We start from the raw sequence: 20,248 nt of genomic DNA, 5'->3' as shown, positions 1-20,248 counted from the left end.
GATGTTGTTTGATCAAATTGCAAGCAATAAACGAAAAACGTGGATTTTGTTGCTGGTATTTTTCCTACTCTTAGCTCTTGTTGGTTATGCGGTTGGTTACCTCTTTATGCGGTCTGGGATTGGTGGTTTGGTTATCGCACTGATTATCGGCTTTATCTATGCCTTGTCCATGATTTTTCAATCAACAGAGATTGTCATGTCCATGAACGGGGCGCGTGAGATTGATGAACAAACGGCACCAGATTTCTACCACGTAGTGGAAGATATGGCTATGGTCGCTCAGATTCCTATGCCCCGTGTTTTCATCATTGATGATCCAGCCTTAAATGCCTTTGCGACAGGTTCTAACCCTCAAAATGCGGCGGTTGCTGCGACTTCAGGTCTACTAGCTATCATGAATCGTGAAGAACTAGAAGCTGTTATGGGACATGAAGTCAGTCATATTCGTAATTATGATATCCGTATTTCGACTATTGCAGTTGCCCTTGCTAGTGCTATCACCATGCTTTCTGGTATGGCAGGTCGTATGATGTGGTGGGGTGGAGCAGGTCGCAGACGAAGTGATGATGACCGAGATGGAAATGGTCTTGAAATCATTATGCTAGTGGTTTCCCTACTAGCTATTGTACTGGCACCTCTCGCTGCAACCTTGGTTCAGCTCGCTATTTCTCGTCAGAGGGAATTTCTGGCAGATGCATCTAGTGTCGAGCTGACTCGCAATCCCCAGGGAATGATTAATGCCCTAGATAAGTTGGACAATAGCAAACCTATGAGTCGCCACGTCGATGATGCTAGCAGTGCACTTTATATCAATGATCCTAAGAAAGGGGGAGGGTTCAAAAAACTCTTTTATACCCACCCACCTATCTCAGAACGGATTGAACGTTTAAAACATATGTAAAATGAAGGCTGGAAAAAGTCTTTAAAATCTGAAAAACGCATAATATCAGGTGTGAAAACTTGATATTATGCGTTTTATTATGGGAAGATTTACTTCTTTTTCTCCTAAAATTGTGTTTTTGCCCCACATATTTGCGATGTTGAAAATTTATAAATCTTGAAAATTAACTAGCTCCAAACCGTGTTCTGTTAAGCGATAGATGATTGAACAGATCTCTTTTAAGAAACAACGGTCATGCGAAACAGTGATGAGACCACCAGGATAAGTGGCAAAGAGTTTTCTAATTTCGGGTTGAGAAGTTGGAGAAAAGTTTCGTGTGGGTTCATCCAGCAGGAGAAAGTTTGGTTTGCGCAGGACTAAATCCAAAAGCAGGAGTTTTCCCTGTTGTCCGCCAGATAAGGAGCGAATTTGATGCTGCATTTCTGGATAACTGAAATTGAGACTAGCTAGGTGAGATTGGATTTTCTGTAGTTCCTCTTTTTCCCCAGTTTTACTGAGATAGGCTATTGGGGATAAATCCAATTGCAGTTTTTTGTGGTAATCTTGTGGCATAAAACCAAGTGAAATCTCTCTTTTATCATTCAGAAGTCTCTGTAACTTGGCTAACAGAGTTGATTTCCCAACACCATTTGGCCCGATAATACCGATTTTTTCTTGGCCACGGACAGTTAGTTGTAGTTTTTGAACCAAAACTCGGTCGTCAATGGACAAATTTTCTTTTTCCAGTTGGACTAAGACTTTAGAAGCTGGTAATGGTTGGATGTCTGAAAAGAAAAGTTGGATTTGTTCCTCTTCAAGTGGCTTTTGAGTCATGGACTGAGCTGCCTTTTCGTAGCGTTTTTCTTGTGAGAGGACAGTTTTCATCTTTTTAGCCAATAGGCGACCGGCAGTACTGTCTTTGGTAGCTCGAAGAGCAGTTTCTACATTTTGTTTAACTCGTTGATGTTTTTCCATGGTTTTATCGTAGGCTCTTTGATCGTTGGCTGCTTGCTGGGTTTGTCTGGCAAAATTAGCCTTTCTCTGCTCACTATAACTATCATAGTCTAAATGCTCTACTAGTGTTTCTGCTTCTTTACGGTGCTTGACCAGTCGCAAGTGAACAATAGTGTCTGCCGTTTCAGAAAGAAAGTCCTCATCATGGGAAATGAAAATAACGGTTTGCCGAATCTTACGCATTTGACCTTTTAGCCAATCAACCGTCTCAAGATCCAAGTCATTTGAAGGTTCATCTAAAAATAGAATCTCAAAAGGTTTGGCTAACTCATGGATGAGCTGAATTTTCAAAGCTTCACCCCCTGATAGACTACCAATCTCTTGGTCGCTTGCGAAACGATTGCTATCAAAATGCAATTCCTCAGCTAAACGATAGAGGACACTGTAATCTAAATCAATAGTATCTAAAAAGAAGTAGTCGTGTAGAGTTCTATTTTTCAGGTCCTCAGGAAGTTTTTGAGGAATGTAGGCTGTTGATTGATAATCAGATTGAATGTCTCCCCCGATAGTGAAATCAGGCAAAGTTTCCCCCATTAAAATTTTAAGTAAGGTGGATTTGCCATTTCCTTCTTCACCAATAATAGCGACCTTTTCCCTGTCTTGGATGGTCATGCTGAGGTCAGAGACAAGGTCTCGTAAATCTTTGTTTTGTGTGATGGTCAGGTGATTGATTTTTATCATATGATTGCCCTTTCTAGAATGTTGATACTACATAACAAAAAGCTCTACTTTACCTAGTAGAGCCCAAAGTCTATGTCAAAAAAACTCTATTAATACTCTTCGAAAATCTCTTCAAACCACGTCAGCGTCGCCTTACCGTATATATGTGACTGACTTCGTCAGTCTTATCTACAACCTCAAAACAGTGTTTTGAGCAACCTACGGCTAGCTTCCTAGTTTGCTCTTTGATTTTCATTGAGTATAAAATGCCAGAAAAAGAGCATAAAAGAGTACACAAAAAGAGACAAAAACAAGATCTACTAAATAAAGGTTTTTTATTTGATAGGCTTAGTTGTTCATGTCTCCCTTACCTCCGAGTATTGGTATCTTTATACTATACTTTTAAGGAAATTTTGTCAACAGAAAACTGGAAATTCCAAGCTCTAAAATACGAGTGATAAGCATTAGTACCGAGTTCTTTGTCTTCCATAGGGGCATCCTCCTTGCTCTGATGTAGTATAGCACTAAAAAACAAAATATCATAGTGGACATATTAAAAACTTGAATGTTAATTACAAAGTTTGGTGGGTTGATTTGTAGGCTTTTCATGGTATAATCAAGAGAGTAAATCTTTATGGAGGAAGTATGAAATTAAATATTCAAGAGATACGCAAGCAGTCTGAAGGCTTGCATTTTGAACAAACGTTAGACCTAGTCGCAGACCTGCGTGCACGTAATCAAGAAATTTTAGATGTAAAAAATATCCTTGCAGTTGGGAAAGTACAGTACGAAAACCGTATGTATTTCTTAGATTATCAACTATCTTATACCATTGTTCTTGCTTCAAGTCGTAGTATGGAGCCAGTTGAGTTAGTTGAATCTTATCCAGTAACGGAAGTTTTCATGGAAGGTGCAACTAACCAACTAGATCAGGAAGTTTTAGACGATGACTTGGTCCTGCCTATCGAAAATGGAGAACTTGACCTTGCTGAGAGCGTGTCAGACAATATCCTACTAAACATTCCTATCAAGGTCTTGACGGCTGAAGAAGAAGCTGGCCAAGGATTTGTTTCAGGAAATGACTGGCAAATCATGACAGAAGAAGAATACCAAGCTCAACAAGCAGTTAAGAAAGAAGAAAACAGTCCTTTTGCTGGTTTACAAGGACTATTTGATGGAGACGAATAATGGTTTTGTCAAAAAAACGAGCACGAAAGGTGCTAGAAGAAATCATTGCTCTTTTTCCAGATGCCAAGCCCAGTCTTGATTTCACTAATCATTTTGAACTCTTGGTTGCGGTCATGTTGTCAGCCCAGACGACGGATGCAGCGGTAAATAAGGCTACGCCAGGCCTCTTTGCTGCCTTTCCAACGCCACAAGCCATGTCTGTTGCAACAGAGAGTGAGATTGCTTCACACATTTCTCGACTGGGACTGTATCGAAATAAGGCTAAATTCCTTAAAAAATGTGCCCAACAGTTACTAGACGATTTTGATGGTCAAGTCCCTCAAACACGTGAGGAATTGGAGAGTTTGGCAGGTGTTGGTCGCAAGACAGCCAATGTTGTTATGAGTGTAGGATTTGGGATTCCAGCCTTTGCAGTGGATACTCATGTGGAGCGTATTTGCAAACACCACGATATCGTCAAAAAATCAGCGACACCACTTGAGGTGGAAAAGCGGGTCATGGATATCTTGCCGCCTGAGCAGTGGTTAGCAGCTCATCAGGCCATGATTTATTTTGGAAGAGCCATTTGTCATCCTAAAAATCCAGAGTGTGACCAGTACCCACAGTTATATGATTTTAGCAATTTGTAAGATGGAAAATCGAAAGTTTTTGCTTGATTTTAAGCTTACTTTGTGCTATAGTAATTGATAACTAAATATTCCTTTAAACTTGTCCCGTGAGGCAGGCAAGGAGCGCGATAAAGTAGAAGGGTGAAGTCTATACTGTGTGCAGTAGGGCTTGCTTAGCTATACATTTCAAGTCTCCTTGTTTAAGGAGACTTTTCTTTTTGGAGGTTTGTCATGAAGACAAAAGAAGTTGTAGACGAATTGACCGTCAAACGAGCGATTACGCGTATTACTTATGAGATTATTGAACGCAACAAAGATTTGAATAAAATCGTCTTGGCTGGTATTAAAACTCGCGGTGTCTTTATCGCCCATCGTATCCAAGAACGTTTGGAGCAACTAGAAAACCTTTCAGTTCCGGTTGTGGAATTGGATACTAAACCCTTCCGTGATGATGTTAAAAGTGGAGAAGATACTTCTTTGGTTTCTGTCGATGTGACAGACCGCGAAGTTATCTTGGTGGACGATGTGCTTTATACAGGTCGTACCATCCGTGCTGCTATTGATAATATTGTAGGTCATGGTCGTCCTGCGCGCGTAAGTTTAGCAGTTCTAGTCGATCGTGGACATAGAGAATTGCCAATCCGTCCAGATTACGTTGGGAAGAATATCCCAACCAGTCGTTCTGAAGAAATCATCGTAGAGATGGCAGAACTTGATGGCCAAGACAGAGTTCTGATTACTGAAGAAGCTTAGAAAGCTAAAGGAGTGGCCATGTCAGAAAATCAACAAGCATTGAACCATGTGGTGTCCATGGAAGACCTCACTGTCGATCAAGTCATGAAATTGATCAAACGAGGGATTGAGTTTAAAAACGGAGCTCAGCTTCCTTATGAAAACCACCCGATTGTTTCCAATCTTTTCTTTGAGGATTCTACACGGACGCATAAGTCCTTTGAAGTGGCAGAGATTAAACTGGGGCTGGAACGACTTGACTTTGATGTGAAGACTAGTTCAGTCAATAAGGGTGAGACACTTTATGATACCATTTTGACTCTGTCTGCTTTAGGAGTGGATGTCTGTGTGATTCGCCACCCTGAGGTTGACTACTACAGAGAGTTAATTGCTAGTCCCACGATTACGACTTCCATCATCAATGGTGGAGATGGTTCGGGACAACATCCTAGCCAGAGCTTGCTTGATTTGATGACTATTTATGAGGAATTTGGCCACTTTGAGGGTCTCAAGGTTGCGATTGCAGGTGACTTGGACCATTCACGCGTTGCCAAATCCAATATGCAGATTTTGAAACGCTTGGGAGCTGAACTTTATTTTGCTGGACCTGAGGAATGGAGAAGTCAAGAGTTTGCAGACTATGGACAGTTTGTAACCATTGATGAAATCATTGATCAGGTGGATGTCATGATGTTTCTCCGTGTGCAACATGAACGCCATGATAGCGGAGCAGTCTTTTCAAAAGAAGACTACCATGCCCAACATGGCTTGACTCAAGAACGTTATGACCGTTTGAAAGAAACAGCAATCCTCATGCACCCAGCTCCAGTCAACCGTGATGTAGAAATCGCAGACCACTTGGTTGAAGCACCAAAATCACGGATTGTCCAACAAATGACCAATGGTGTCTTTGTTCGAATGGCAATCTTAGAATCCGTACTGGCGAGTAGAAACGCCAACTAAAACACAAGACGTTAAAAGACGCCAGTGAGCGTCCACGAGAGGTGAAAATATGACAAAAAGACTTCTAGTATTAGAAGATGGTACAGTTTTTGAAGGCAAGGCCTTCGGAGCAGATATTGATGTAACTGGTGAAATTGTCTTTAATACAGGCATGACCGGCTACCAAGAATCCATTACAGACCAGTCTTATAATGGACAAATCTTGACCTTTACTTATCCTTTGGTGGGAAATTATGGAATTAACCGTGATGATTACGAATCCATTATTCCAACTTGTAAGGGAGTTGTTGTTTTCGAAGAAGCACGTAGAGCTAGTAACTGGCGCAACCAAATGACCTTGGATGAATTTTTGAAAGCCAAGAAAATTCCGGGTATTTCAGGGATTGATACACGTGCTCTTACCAAGATTATCCGTAAGCATGGTACGATGCGTGCAACCTTGACCCATGTTGGGGACAGTATGGACCATGTGACGGACCAGCTCCAAGCAACAGTCTTGCCGACAGACAATATCAAGCAGGTTTCTACTAAAACTTCGTATCCAGCTCCAGGAGTTGGTTTGAGCGTAGTGCTAGTGGACTTTGGTCTCAAGCACTCAATCTTACGTGAACTCTCTAAGCGCAACTGTAACGTGACAGTCGTTCCTTATTCAACAACGGCTGAAGAAATTCTCCATCTCAACCCTGACGGAGTTATGTTGTCAAATGGACCGGGAAATCCAGAAGATGTTCCCCAAGCACTGGATATGATTCGTGGTGTACAAGGAAAAATTCCAATTTTTGGTATTTGTATGGGGCATCAACTCTTTGCAATGGCAAACGGGGCTAAGACTTACAAGATGAAATTTGGACACCGTGGATTCAACCATGCGGTACGCGAAATTGCTACAGGACGTGTGGATTTTACAAGTCAAAACCATGGTTATGCAGTTAGCCGTGAGGATTTGCCAGAGCATTTGATTATCACCCATGAAGAAATCAATGACAAGTCAGTTGAAGGTGTGCGTCACAGATACCAACCTGCTTTCTCTGTTCAATACCATCCAGATGCAGCCCCTGGTCCACACGACGCTAGCTACCTATTTGACGAGTTTATCGAGATGATGGAAGCTTTTAAACAATCAAACTAAGAATGAGTAAAAGCTCGTCGGAGAATTTATGTAACTGAACACGGACGGAAAGCTCGGAATTTAGAGAAACCAACTTGGATTGTCAATCCTTCCTTGGTTTCCTAAAATTCAATCGCTTTCTATTCGTCCTTTGTATCTTATTTAATGGAAATCTGAGAGTTGCCGAATAGAAAGGCAGGTCGTTTCTTTTAGTCGCTATCAGGCGAACTAAAAACTCCCTGCACTAGATTTTTTACCGAAAAATATCGTTTCGCTAAAAAATCGTCGGAGAATTTATTTAATGTCGCTCAGTGAGGCGACGAATAGAAAGGAGAAGATACATTGTTCGCGAAAGTGAACATACCCTAAGAACTGTGTGAAAAAGATAAACATCGTCTTGACGCTGAAGGCGTCTGTACCGAGTTTCCTATTTTCACTGTGTTCTTTACGGGCTTTGTATCATAAACTATGCCTAAACGTACTGATATTCAAAAAATTATGGTGATTGGTTCTGGTCCGATTATTATTGGTCAGGCTGCTGAGTTTGACTACGCTGGGACCCAGGCTTGCTTGTCTTTGAAAGAGGAAGGTTATGAGGTGGTTTTGGTTAATTCAAACCCTGCAACCATCATGACGGACAAGGAGATTGCGGACAAGGTTTATATTGAACCGATTACACTTGAGTTTGTGACACGTATTCTTCGTAAGGAGCGTCCAGATGCCTTGCTACCAACACTCGGTGGTCAAACAGGGCTTAATATGGCCATGGAATTGTCTAAAAATGGTATCCTAGATGAGCTTGGTGTTGAACTTCTGGGTACTAAACTATCTGCCATTGATCAAGCGGAGGACCGTGACCTCTTTAAACAATTGATGGAAGAGCTCAACCAACCAATTCCAGAATCTGAAATTGTCAACACAGTCGAAGAAGCTGTTGCCTTTGCAGCGACAATTGGTTACCCAGTTATCGTTCGTCCAGCCTTTACCCTTGGTGGTACTGGTGGTGGTATGTGTGCCAACGAGGAAGAATTGCGTGAAATCGCTGAAAATGGTTTGAAATTATCACCTGTGACCCAATGTTTGATTGAGCGTTCGATTGCAGGTTTCAAGGAAATCGAATACGAAGTGATGCGTGACTCAGCTGACAATGCTTTGGTTGTTTGTAACATGGAAAACTTTGACCCAGTCGGAATTCACACAGGAGATTCCATTGTATTTGCTCCTGCGCAAACCATGGCAGACTATGAAAACCAAATGCTACGTGACGCGAGCTTGAGCATCATTCGTGCCCTTAAGATTGAAGGGGGATGTAACGTTCAGCTGGCCCTTGATCCACACAGTTTCAAGTATTATGTCATCGAAGTAAACCCTCGTGTGTCGCGTTCTTCAGCCCTAGCATCTAAGGCGACAGGGTATCCGATTGCAAAATTGGCTGCTAAGATTGCAGTAGGTTTGACCTTGGATGAGGTCATCAACCCAGTTACAGGTTCAACCTATGCCATGTTTGAACCAGCCCTTGACTACGTGGTTGCCAAGATTCCTCGTTTCCCATTTGACAAGTTTGAAAAGGGTGAACGCCGTCTCGGTACACAAATGAAGGCGACTGGAGAAGTCATGGCAATCGGTCGTAATATCGAGGAATCTCTTCTCAAGGCCTGCCGCTCCCTTGAAATTGGGGTGCACCACAATGAAATACCTGAACTTGCAGCAGTTTCTGATGATGCCTTGATTGAAAAGGTTGTCAAAGCCCAAGATGACCGTCTCTTCTACGTATCAGAAGCAATTCGTCGTGGCTACACACCTGAAGAAATTGCAGAGCTTACAAAAATCGATATTTTTTATCTGGATAAACTCCTACATATCTTTGAAATTGAGCAGGAATTGGGTGCTCATCCACAAGATCTAGAAGTCTTGAAAACAGCTAAACTTAATGGCTTCTCAGACCGTAAGATTGCGGAACTTTGGAAAACAACTGCTGATCAACTTCGTCAACTTCGCTTGGAAAACAAGATTGTTCCAGTTTATAAGATGGTCGATACCTGTGCTGCGGAGTTTGATTCTGAAACACCATATTTCTATTCAACCTATGGATGGGAAAATGAGTCTATCAGATCTGATAAAGAATCTGTACTTGTCCTAGGTTCAGGTCCAATCCGTATCGGTCAAGGGGTCGAATTTGACTATGCAACGGTTCACTCAGTTAAGGCTATCCAGGCAGCTGGTTATGAAGCTATCATCATGAACTCAAATCCAGAGACTGTTTCAACAGACTTCTCGGTATCAGACAAGCTTTACTTTGAGCCATTGACATTCGAAGATGTTATGAATGTCATCGACTTGGAGCAACCAAAAGGGGTTATCGTTCAGTTCGGTGGTCAAACAGCTATCAACCTTGCGGAGCCATTGGCAAAAGCAGGTGTGACCATCCTTGGTACACAGGTCGCTGACCTAGACCGTGCTGAAGACCGTGACCTCTTCGAGCAAGCTCTCAAAGAATTGGACATTCCACAGCCACCAGGACAAACGGCTACCAATGAAGAAGAAGCAGTTCTTGCAGCACGTAAGATTGGTTTCCCAGTCCTTGTTCGCCCATCTTATGTACTTGGTGGACGCGCCATGGAAATCGTAGAAAATGAAGAAGATCTTCGTTCTTACATGCGTACAGCGGTTAAGGCTAGTCCAGACCACCCAGTTCTTGTCGATTCTTATATCGTTGGTCAGGAGTGCGAAGTTGATGCCATCTCAGATGGTGAAAATGTCCTTATCCCAGGTATCATGGAGCATATCGAACGTGCTGGTGTCCACTCAGGTGACTCAATGGCTGTTTACCCTCCGCAAACCTTGTCTCAAAAGGTGCAGGAAACCATCGCAGACTACACCAAACGCCTAGCAATCGGCCTCAACTGTCTTGGAATGATGAACATTCAGTTTGTTATCAAGGATGAAAAAGTCTACGTTATTGAGGTCAATCCACGTGCCAGCCGTACCGTTCCATTCCTTTCTAAGGTAACTAATATTCCTATGGCTCAAGTAGCGACCAAGCTCATTCTTGGTCAAAACCTTGAAGAACTTGGCTACCAAGATGGACTTTACCCTGAAAGCACTCGCGTTCATATCAAGGCACCTGTCTTCTCCTTTACCAAACTAGCTAAGGTAGACAGCTTACTTGGTCCTGAAATGAAGTCAACAGGGGAAGTTATGGGTTCTGATACTACTTTGGAAAAAGCTCTCTATAAAGCTTTTGAAGCTTCTTACCTCCACTTGCCAACCTTTGGAAATGTTGTATTTACCATCGCTGATGATGCCAAAGAAGAAGCCTTGGACTTGGCTCGTCGTTTTCAAAATATTGGCTATGGAATCCTCGCGACAGAAGGGACAGCAGCCTTCTTTGCCAGTCATGGATTACATGCTCAGCCTGTTGGTAAGATTGGTGATGACGATAAGGATATTCCAAACTTTGTTCGTAAAGGAAGAATTCAAGCTATCATTAACACAGTTGGAACAAAACGAACTGCTGACGAAGATGGTGAGCAAATCCGCCGTTCAGCCATTGAACACGGGGTGCCCCTCTTCACAGCGCTAGATACAGCTAATGCCATGCTTAAGGTACTTGAAAGTCGTAGCTTTGTTACAGAAGCGATTTAAATAGAAAAATAAGATATAGCAGACTGAATTTAGAACAGTACACAGGAATACTAAAATATTTCTAGAAATTAATTTGAATTTTCTAATTGATTTGTTCGTATCTTATTTCAATCTACTATAGAAAAAAGTCTTTAAAATTATAAAACGCATAATATCAGGTGTTGAAAACCTTGATATTATGCGTTTTATTGTAGGAATATTTACTTCATTTTCTACTAAAATTATGTTTTTGAATAACCTCTATCTTAGTAGTTTGTATGGTCGCCCTCAATCAGTTTTTACGATAAGCTTTAATGCTATGACTATACCATTCTTGCATTTCTTTTGATGGTGGTGTCATATAATCCCCATACATCTGGGTTAAAAATTGGTCATATTTTTTTGGCACAGGCAACATACGACCTTCAAACTCAGTCAAAATCAGTTCTTTAAAGGTATCAACTGGGAAGATTTCTTTCATCCCTTCCTTACCGATCCCAATTCCTCCTTCATATTGAGGAGAGTTGGTTGTAGCATTTTTGACTAGCTGATCAATTTTCTTGTAAAAGTAACGGGGATTGACCACTCGGAGGGCATACCAGCTACATAATCTAAGAAAATCTTTTAATTTGCTATCACCGTGAACTGCTCGTGATTTTTTGATATAAGCTAGTTGACGAAGAGCCACATACTTATAGCTCTTGTCGACAATGCTCAAGTCTGTAAATCGATCAATTGGGAAGACATCGATGAAAAGGCTGGTATCATGACGCTTGTACTTAACATGGTCTTCTATAACAGTAGAAGTGTCCAAAATCGATGCGAAATTATGGAAGTACCAAGAAGATGTATCGTAGGAAAGAACCTTGTAGCGAGGGTGATTTTCTTCTTCAATAATCTTCAGTAAACGCTCATAATCCTCACGATAAAGGGAAATATCAATATCATCATCCCAAGGAATCATACCTTTGTGGCGGATGGCTCCAAGCATGGTTCCATAACTGAGAAAATAAGGAATATCATGTTTCTTACAAGTCTCATCAATATAGTCTAGCAGAGCTAGTTGAATTTCTTTAATTTCTTTTTTTTCTAAATATTGCATCCTAATCCTCCAATTTATAAGCGTGAAATTCATGACTGTAGAAGCGTTTTTCTGCTGGTGGTAGGGTCATATAATCTCCATAAAATTGTGTCAAAATAGTATCAAATTTTTCAGGTGCTGGAAGGCTTAAATTTTCAAAGGGTAAATCAATTATTTTATCGAAGGTACCACTTGGGAAGACTTCCTTTTCCTTAAATTTAGAAGGGATAAAAGCCATATACTGACCATTTTCACGACTATATTTTTGAATTTCTTTCTCGATTTTATGTGCGAAATAACGAGGAGAAATCGGTCGAAGGAGCAACCAAAAGGCTGTTCGTATCCAATCTTTTAAAAGGCTATCCTTATAGACAATATTTTTATGTTTACTGAAAGACAGCAGTTTGAAGCTTTCCAGTTTATAACAAGTATCAATGACCTTAGGATCATCAAAGCGATCTATAGGGAAAATATCGATAAAGATACCAGACTCATAGGTTTTTGTATTTCGAGTATCAATAATTTTAGTCGTACTGTCGGTTATCTTGATAAAGTTGTTAAAGTAGTTCTTATCAGTTTCTAAGGAAAGGAGCTTATACTTGCTTTTTTCCTTTTGAAAAATGTTAATAAATCGTTGGTAGTCTTCTCTAGGCATGGACAGATCAATATCGTCGTCCCAAGGAATAAAGCCTTGATGTCGAACCGCCCCAATCAGAGTACCGTAGTTAATAATATAGTTGATATTGTGCTTTTTACAGAGAGTATCAATATAATCCAAAATTTCTAATTCAATTTGTTTGGCATCTTCAATGGTTAGTTGTTTCATTTTAAACTCCTATGATCTTTTGAATTTATTTTTTAAGGCTAGGACATGGTTTAAAAATTCATAGAAAATGCTATCTTTTGTGAAGACAAGTAGACCAATATAAGAGATAGCTGATAGCAAGACAATCAAACCAGTATTCATCAAAAATGGCAAATTAATGACCATATCCACAGGATACAAGAAATTGATCAGGAAATAAATTCCTACGAAAGAAAGTGAAAAGAGAGAGTATCGAACAGTATAGCTAAAGATATGTCCCAAGTGAATAAGTTGTTTTCTATGGATGAAAATGATATAGAAAACAAGTAGAGAGGCCTCTGATAACATAGTTGTCAGTAAGTAGTATTCAGGAGCCACGATATGGTTGAAAAAGAGGAGACTATTTAAGCCCAAATTGAGTAGCCCAGCAAAGACTGTATAGACTGTGATACGTTTTTCATAGCCATTGGTAAAGAGAATTTGGGAACCAAGAATGGTATCTAAGGCCAGGATAATCGTACGAAAAGCGAAGAGAGAGGTCAAGATGCCACCTCCGATATATTTTTCACTACCGTAAAGTAGGATGGCATTTGGTCCTAAAACCATGAGTCCAAAGCTCAGTGGAATGATAAAGAAGTTAAAGATTCGACTACCTCTATTAACCAGAGAAACATAGGCTTCCTTATCGCCTTTTCCTAGATAGTAACTAAGACGAGGCACACTCACTCCGATAGCTCCTGTTACAACCCCAGCTATAACGGTCACAATTCGCTGAGCTATGGTATAGTAACTAACGTTGACATCAATCCCTGTTTTAACGAGGAAGAGGCGATCTAAAAAAGTGAAGAGCATATTGGCATTGGCAAAGACTAACATGGCTGTCAGAGGGAGAAAGAGTGGTTTAAAATCACTTAGGTGAATCTTAACAAGTTTGATGTCTCTTTTAATCCAAAAATAACTAATCAGGTAGTTAATCAGCGTCGATAAACTCATCACAAGTGTATAGACAACAATATCGTGTTCATTTTTAACAAATAAGAAAATAGAGACCAGCATCAGGATACGGATGAAGGCAGTTTTGTAAAAGAGAAAACTGTAATTTTCCAGAGCTTCATTGACCCATTCGATTGAAAAAATCTGGGCAATGAGTTGAATCCCCATAACAAGGTAGACCTTTTTGACGATTGGATTATCAGTAAAGAAGAGAGGATAGGCTAGGATATAGACAGCAGTGGTCAAAATCGTACAAGCGATGCACAAATAAAAAAGACTAGAAAAGGCTCTGTTAAGATCTTTTTTGTTATCCTTGACATTACTGATAGCCCTTAAACCGTAGTTATAGACACCATAAGTTGCAAAGGGCAAGAAAAATGACAAAATAGTGTCGACTGAGTTGAAGTAACCATAGTCAGTTCGGTCCAAGACACGCGCGACATAGGTTCCAGTTAGGATGGGAAAAATAATATTCAAGACACGAATTCCCATGTAAGATAGAGCATTTAATTTTATACTTTTCATTCAATTTACCTCGTTTTTCATTATATCATAAAGTTAGCTAATAAGAAATGAAGGGCAGTAAGTCAAGTAATCACTTTGAAGTTTCAAATCTTAAGTTTTAAGTTTTCTTTAAGGAAAGTATATTATTCTGAAGGACTCTAAAATTTCGCAGCCATTTATTAGTAATTGCTACAGAATTCCTAGTCATTACTAGAAATGGACTAGTTTCTTTGAATAATAGAACTGCATAATTCTCCTATTCTAGAAGGGGAGGACCAGTATTTCTTTTATGATAGGACTAGATTGTGGTATAATAGAGAGAATAAGTTTTTTTAGTAAGACAAAGGAGAAAATAGATGATTTATGCAGGAATTCTTGCTGGTGGAACTGGCACACGCATGGGAATCAGTAACTTGCCAAAACAATTTTTAGAGCTAGGTGATCGACCTATTTTGATTCATACAATTGAAAAATTTGTCTTGGAGCCAAGTATTGAAAAAATTGTAGTTGGTGTTCATGGAGACTGGGTTTCTCATGCAGAAGATCTTGTAGATAAATATCTTCCTCTTTATAAGGAACGTATCATCATTACAAAGGGTGGTGCTGACCGCAATACAAGTATTAAGAAAATTATTGAAGCGATTGATGCTTATCGTCCGCTTACTCCAGAGGACATTGTTGTTACCCACGATTCTGTTCGTCCATTTATTACACTTCGCATGATTCAGGACAATATCCAACTTGCCCAAAATCATGACGCAGTGGACACAGTGGTAGAAGCGGTTGATACTATCGTTGAAAGTACCAATGGTCAATTCATTACAGATATTCCAAATCGTGCTCACCTTTATCAAGGACAAACACCTCAAACATTCCGTTGCAAGGACTTCATGGACCTTTACGGTTCTCTCTCTGCTGAAGAGAAGGAAATCTTGACAGATGCATGTAAAATCTTTGTGATCAAAGGAAAAGATGTGGCCTTGGCTAAGGGCGAATACTCAAACCTAAAAATCACAACAGTAACAGATTTGAAGATTGCAAAAAGTATGATTGAGAAAGACTAGTAAAATGATTAATCAAATTTATCAACTAACTAAGCCTAAGTTTATCAATGTCAAATATCAGGAAGAGGCTATTGACCAAGAGAATCATATCCTCATCCGCCCTAACTATATGGCTGTCTGTCATGCGGATCAGCGTTACTACCAGGGAAAACGTGACCCCAAGATTTTGAATAAAAAGCTTCCAATGGCAATGATTCACGAGTCATGTGGAACCATCATTTCTGACCCGACGGGAACCTATGAGGTTGGGCAAAAAGTTGTCATGATTCCCAATCAGCCTTCTATGCAGAGCGATGAAGAATTCTATGAGAACTACATGACAGGGACCCATTTCTTGTCTAGTGGTTTTGATGGCTTTATGAGAGAGTTTGTTTCTCTCCCTAAAGATCGTGTGGTGGCTTATGATGCTATCGAAGATACGGTTGCAGCCATTACAGAGTTTGTCAGTGTTGGCATGCATGCCATGAATCGTCTATTGACCCTTGCTCATAGCAAGCGGGACCGAATCGCCGTTATCGGAGATGGAAGTTTAGCATTTGTGGTTGCCAATATTATCAACTATACTTTGCCAGAAGCAGAGATTGTGGTTATTGGTCGTCATTGGGAAAAGTTGGAACTTTTCTCTTTTGCCAAAGAATGCTATATTACGGATAATATTCCTGAAGATTTGGCCTTTGACCATGCTTTTGAGTGTTGTGGTGGTAATGGTACTGGACCGGCTATAAATGACCTGATTCGCTACATTCGTCCTCAAGGAACGATTCTCATGATGGGAGTTAGCGAATATAAAGTCAATCTCAATACTCGCGATGCCTTAGAAAAGGGCTTGCTCTTGGTTGGGTCCTCTCGTTCTGGTCGCATCGATTTTGAAAATGCAATCCAAATGATGGAAGTTAAGAAATTTGCCAATCGTCTTAAAAATATCCTTTATCTAGAAGAACCTGTAAGAGAAATTAAAGATATTCACCGTGTCTTTGCGACCGACTTAAACACAGCCTTTAAAACCGTGTTTAAGTGGGAAGTATAAGTGCTGGAGGTTAATTGTGGAGAAAATCATTAAAGAGAAAATTTCTTCCCTACTTAGTCAAGAAGAGGAAGTCCTCAGTGTTGAACAACTGGGGGGAATGACCAATCAAAACTATTTGGTCAAAACAACAAATAAGCAATACATTGTTAAATTCTTTGGTAAAGGGACAGAAAAGCTTATCAATCGACAAGATGAAAAGTACAATCTTGAACTACTAAAGGATTTAGACTTAGATGTAAAAAATTATCTTTTTGATATTGAAGCTGGTATCAAAGTAAATGAGTATATCGAATCTGCGATTACACTTGATTCAAGGTCAATCAAGACCAAATTTGATAAAATTGCTCCAATATTACAAACCATTCATGCTTCTGGTAAGGAATTAAGAGGAGAATTTGCTCCTTTTGAGGAAATCAAAAAATACGAATCCTTGATTGAAGAGAAAATCCCTTATGCCAACTATGAAGCTGTTCGAGAAGAAGTCTTTTCTTTAGAGAAAAGACTGGCTGACTTAGGTGTTGACAGAAAATCTTGTCATATCGATTTGGTGCCTGAAAACTTTATCGAATCACCACAAGGACGACTTTATCTGATTGACTGGGAATATTCATCAATGAATGATCCAATGTGGGATCTGGCTGCCCTCTTTTTAGAGTCTGAATTCACTACCCAGGAGGAAGAAGCCTTCTTGTCTCACTATGAGAGTGACCAAACACCGGTTTCTCGTGAAAAGATTGCCATTTATAAAATTTTACAAGACACTATTTGGAGTCTATGGACTGTCTATAAGGAAGAGCAAGGTGCAGATTTTGGTGACTATGGTGTGAATCGTTATCAAAGAGCTGTTAAAGGTTTGACTTCTTATGGAGGTTCAGATGAAAAGTAAAAACGGAGTTCCTTTTGGTCTACTCTCAGGTATTTTCTGGGGTTTAGGTCTAACAATTAGTGCTTACATCTTTTCGATTTTTACAGATTTGTCGCCCTTTGTGGTGGCCGCTGCTCACGATTTCTTGAGTATCTTTATCTTACTAGCTTTTCTCTTGGTAAAAGAAGGAAAAGTTCGCCTCTCAATTTTCTTAAATATTCGCAATGTGAGTGTCATCATCGGAGCCTTGCTAGCAGGCCCTATCGGTATGCAGGCCAATCTTTATGCGGTTAAGTATATCGGAAGTTCCTTAGCTTCATCTGTGTCGGCTATTTACCCTGCGATTTCAGTTTTATTGGCTTTCTTCTTTTTGAAGCACAAGATTTCAAAAAATACTGTATTTGGGATTGTCTTGATTATTGGAGGGATAATTGCTCAGACCTATAAGGTTGAACAGGTTAATTCCTTCTACATTGGTATTCTCTGTGCTTTAGTTTGTGCTATTGCATGGGGGAGTGAGAGTGTCCTTAGCTCCTTTGCCATGGAAAGTGAATTGAGTGAAATTGAGGCCCTCTTAATCCGTCAAGTAACTTCATTCTTGTCCTATCTTGTGATTGTGCTCTTCTCTCATCAGTCATTTGCAGAAGTGGCCAATGGACAATTACTAGGTCTCATGATTGTCTTTGCAGCCTTTGATATGATTTCCTACTTGGCTTATTATATCGCTATCAATCGCTTGCAACCAGCCAAGGCTACAGGCTTGAATGTGAGCTATGTAGTTTGGACGGTCTTGTTTGCAGTTGTTTTTTTGGGTGCACCGCTAGATATGCTGACCATTATGACGTCACTTGTCGTTATTGCTGGAGTTTATATTATTATTAAAGAATAAAGGAGATTCGTGTGAAAGCCATCATCTTAGCAGCGGGATTGGGAACTCGCTTGCGTCCTATGACTGAAAATACCCCTAAAGCCTTGGTTCAGGTTAATCAAAAACCCTTGATTGAATACCAAATTGAGTTTCTCAAAGAAAAAGGAATCAATGACATCATCATCATTGTCGGTTATCTTAAAGAACAATTCGATTACTTGAAAGAGAAATACGGTGTTCGTCTCGTTTTCAATGATAAATACGCTGACTACAATAACTTTTACTCTCTCTATCTTGTAAAAGAAGAATTGGCCAACAGCTATGTTATTGATGCCGATAACTATCTCTTTAAAAATATGTTCCGCAATGATTTGACTCGTTCGACTTATTTTAGTGTTTATCGTGAAGATTGTACCAACGAATGGTTCTTGGTCTATGGAGATGACTACAAGGTTCAAGACATTATTGTTGATAGCAAGGCAGGTCGCATCCTTAGTGGTGTATCCTTCTGGGATGCTCCAACTGCAGAAAAGATTGTCAGCTTTATCGATAAGGCTTATGCAAGTGGCGAATTTGTTGATCTCTACTGGGACAATATGGTTAAGGATAATATCAAAGAGCTAGATGTCTATGTCGAAGAATTAGAAGGCAATAGTATCTATGAAATCGATAGTGTCCAAGACTACCATAAATTAGAAGAAATTCTTAAAAACGAAAATTAAAGATTCCAACATCTGACAAAATAGTCGGATGTTTTTTTGATTTTTTACGAACTTTTACGAATAGATAGATGAGTAGAAAAAGAAATGGAGTTATTTATGAAAATCACAAACTATGAAATCTATAAGTTAAAAAAATCAGGTTTGACCAATCAACAGATTTTGAAAGTGCTAGAATACGGTGAAAATGTTGATCAGGAGCTTTTGTTGGGTGATATTGCAGATATATCAGGTTGCCGTAATCCAGCCGTTTTTATGGAACGTTATTTTCAGATAGACGATGCGCATTTGTCGAAAGAGTTTCAAAAATTTCCATCTTTCTCTATTTTAGATGACTGTTATCCTTGGGATTTGAGTGAAATATATGATGCGCCTGTACTTTTATTTTACAAGGGAAATCTTGACCTCCTGAAATTCCCGAAGGTAGCGGTCGTGGGCAGTCGTGCTTGTAGCAAACAGGGAGCTAAGTCAGTTGAAAAAGTCATTCAAGGCTTGGAAAATGAACTGGTTATCGTCAGTGGATTAGCCAAGGGCATTGACACAGCAGCTCATATGGCAGCTCTTCAAAATGGCGGAAAAACCATTGCAGTGATTGGAACAGGACTGGATGTGTTTTATCCTAAAGCCAATAAACGTTTGCAAGACTACATCGGCAATGATCATCTGGTTCTCAGTGAATATGGACCTGGCGAACAACCTCTGAAATTTCATTTTCCTGCCCGTAATCGCATCATTGCTGGACTTTGCCGTGGCGTGATTGTAGCAGAGGCTAAGATGCGCTCGGGGAGTCTCATTACCTGTGAGCGAGCAATGGAAGAAGGACGCGATGTCTTTGCTATTCCTGGTAGCATTTTAGATGGGCTATCAGATGGTTGCCATCATTTGATTCAAGAAGGGGCAAAATTGGTCACCAGTGGGCGAGATGTGCTTGCGGAATTTGAATTTTAAACATTATATAAGCTAGAATACTGAGAAAAATCAATTTTTAATAGAAAATGAAGTAAATATCCCCACAATAAATGCATAGTATCAGTTTTTTCAGCACTTGATATTATGCGTTTTTTCTAAGTGAATAAGTAGAGTGGAGGACTTTTCCCAGAGGAAGGAAAGCAATTTAGTGTAATTGAGAAAGGAGAGTTGCTTGTGACTAATCTTGGTCAGCTTATTATCAGGGAGCTGTATCGTCTCAAGTATTGCCAGTAAGGAAAAATAAATTCTTCAAAAGTAGAGATTACAAGGCTTGTTTAAGAAAGAATTCAAAGACCTTGACAGATAAAAATAAAATGGTTATTATAAAAAATGGTCTGAAATTGATGATGACACTCTTCGAAAATCTTTTTACGTCATCAGCTTTGTCTTGCTGTGTTTTGAGCAAGCTACGGTGAGCTTCCGAGTTTGATTTTCATTTACTAGAAATGAAACTGATGAGAGACATCAGTAGACATTTGCGTCAGGATATGATGGAAAATGATAAAAAGACCTCATGAGATTGGCATATCAGACTACTAAAGTATTGAGTTTGTTAGGATTTTATACTCAATGAAA

General features: G+C 39.8%; 17 protein-coding genes. 13 read left to right on the top strand and 4 right to left on the bottom strand.

The genetic code is table 11. The features are described from left to right. The first annotated feature begins 1 nt into the window (after position 1). Positions 2-901 (top strand): zinc metalloprotease HtpX, encoded by a 900-nt coding sequence (gene htpX / locus HT687_RS00555; protein WP_023934415.1) that lies wholly within the window; start codon positions 2-4, stop codon positions 899-901. Positions 902-1,048: 147 nt separating this feature from the next. Here the strand turns inward: htpX and HT687_RS00550 are convergent, their stop codons facing one another. Next, positions 1,049-2,575: an ATP-binding cassette domain-containing protein gene (locus tag HT687_RS00550; RefSeq protein ID WP_023936537.1), complete on the bottom strand. Its 1,527-nt coding sequence runs from the start codon at positions 2,573-2,575 to the stop codon at positions 1,049-1,051. A gap of 624 nt (positions 2,576-3,199) precedes the next feature. Between HT687_RS00550 and HT687_RS00545 the strand changes: the two genes are divergently transcribed. The 6 genes from HT687_RS00545 (at position 3,200) to carB (ending at position 10,798) form a co-directional block, all read left to right on the top strand. Then, a complete protein-coding gene (locus HT687_RS00545) occupies positions 3,200-3,742 on the top strand; it encodes a DUF177 domain-containing protein (protein ID WP_023936535.1) in 543 nt (180 codons plus the stop codon). Beyond that, positions 3,742-4,371: an endonuclease III gene (nth, locus tag HT687_RS00540; protein WP_000244443.1), complete on the top strand. Its 630-nt coding sequence runs from the start codon at positions 3,742-3,744 to the stop codon at positions 4,369-4,371. The genes HT687_RS00545 and nth overlap by 1 nt, the downstream gene beginning before the upstream one ends. A 210-nt stretch (positions 4,372-4,581) precedes the next feature. Then, on the top strand, positions 4,582-5,103 hold the full coding sequence (pyrR, locus tag HT687_RS00535) for a bifunctional pyr operon transcriptional regulator/uracil phosphoribosyltransferase PyrR (RefSeq protein WP_000850023.1): 522 nt from the start codon (positions 4,582-4,584) through the stop codon (positions 5,101-5,103). An 18-nt stretch (positions 5,104-5,121) separates the two neighbouring features. Then, entirely contained in the window at positions 5,122-6,045 is a 924-nt protein-coding gene (locus HT687_RS00530; protein ID WP_023936533.1) for an aspartate carbamoyltransferase catalytic subunit, read from the top strand. A 49-nt stretch (positions 6,046-6,094) separates the two neighbouring features. Continuing rightward, complete coding sequence (locus HT687_RS00525) at positions 6,095-7,174, top strand: carbamoyl phosphate synthase small subunit (RefSeq protein WP_000166853.1); 1,080 nt, start codon at positions 6,095-6,097, stop codon at positions 7,172-7,174. Positions 7,175-7,621: 447 nt separating this feature from the next. Beyond that, the gene (gene carB / locus HT687_RS00520; RefSeq protein WP_023936531.1) at positions 7,622-10,798 is read left to right on the top strand and encodes a carbamoyl-phosphate synthase large subunit; all 3,177 of its coding nucleotides are present in this window, start codon (positions 7,622-7,624) and stop codon (positions 10,796-10,798) included. 271 nt (positions 10,799-11,069) lie between these two features. On the opposite strand, the gene HT687_RS00515 is transcribed toward carB, so the two are convergent. From HT687_RS00515 to tacF, 3 genes are read right to left on the bottom strand one after another with little or no spacing between them, the layout of a single operon-like run. Continuing rightward, positions 11,070-11,879: a phosphorylcholine transferase LicD gene (locus tag HT687_RS00515; protein WP_001199655.1), complete on the bottom strand. Its 810-nt coding sequence runs from the start codon at positions 11,877-11,879 to the stop codon at positions 11,070-11,072. Position 11,880: 1 nt separating this feature from the next. Then, entirely contained in the window at positions 11,881-12,684 is an 804-nt protein-coding gene (locus HT687_RS00510) for a phosphorylcholine transferase LicD (protein ID WP_023936529.1), read from the bottom strand. Positions 12,685-12,693: 9 nt separating this feature from the next. Next, positions 12,694-14,181: a type IV teichoic acid flippase TacF gene (gene tacF / locus HT687_RS00505; protein WP_023936527.1), complete on the bottom strand. Its 1,488-nt coding sequence runs from the start codon at positions 14,179-14,181 to the stop codon at positions 12,694-12,696. 335 nt (positions 14,182-14,516) lie between these two features. Here tacF and HT687_RS00500 point away from each other — a divergent pair, with 335 nt between their 5' ends. The 6 genes from HT687_RS00500 (at position 14,517) to dprA (ending at position 19,651) form a co-directional block, all read left to right on the top strand. After that, a complete protein-coding gene (locus HT687_RS00500) occupies positions 14,517-15,224 on the top strand; it encodes a 2-C-methyl-D-erythritol 4-phosphate cytidylyltransferase (protein WP_023936526.1) in 708 nt (235 codons plus the stop codon). 4 nt (positions 15,225-15,228) lie between these two features. Next, a complete protein-coding gene (locus tag HT687_RS00495; RefSeq protein ID WP_000609870.1) occupies positions 15,229-16,251 on the top strand; it encodes a ribitol-5-phosphate dehydrogenase in 1,023 nt (340 codons plus the stop codon). Between the two features lie 16 nt (positions 16,252-16,267). Beyond that, a complete protein-coding gene (licA, locus tag HT687_RS00490; RefSeq protein ID WP_000411222.1) occupies positions 16,268-17,137 on the top strand; it encodes a choline kinase LicA in 870 nt (289 codons plus the stop codon). Then, a complete protein-coding gene (locus HT687_RS00485; RefSeq protein WP_000837608.1) occupies positions 17,127-18,005 on the top strand; it encodes a DMT family transporter in 879 nt (292 codons plus the stop codon). Before licA ends, HT687_RS00485 begins: the two co-directional genes overlap by 11 nt. An 11-nt stretch (positions 18,006-18,016) precedes the next feature. Next, positions 18,017-18,706 carry a sugar phosphate nucleotidyltransferase gene (locus tag HT687_RS00480; protein ID WP_000643965.1) on the top strand — a complete coding sequence of 230 codons (690 nt, stop codon included), beginning with the start codon at positions 18,017-18,019 and terminating at the stop codon, positions 18,704-18,706. 96 nt (positions 18,707-18,802) lie between these two features. Further along, positions 18,803-19,651, top strand: a complete 849-nt coding sequence (gene dprA / locus HT687_RS00475; RefSeq protein ID WP_000705307.1) for a DNA-processing protein DprA — start codon at positions 18,803-18,805, stop codon at positions 19,649-19,651. Positions 19,652-20,248 lie beyond the last annotated feature (597 nt).

The organism is Streptococcus sp. 1449, assembly GCF_013276805.1.
Taxonomy (GTDB): Bacteria; Bacillota; Bacilli; order Lactobacillales; family Streptococcaceae; genus Streptococcus; species Streptococcus pseudopneumoniae.
This window is presented reverse-complemented; position numbering and strand designations above follow the sequence as displayed.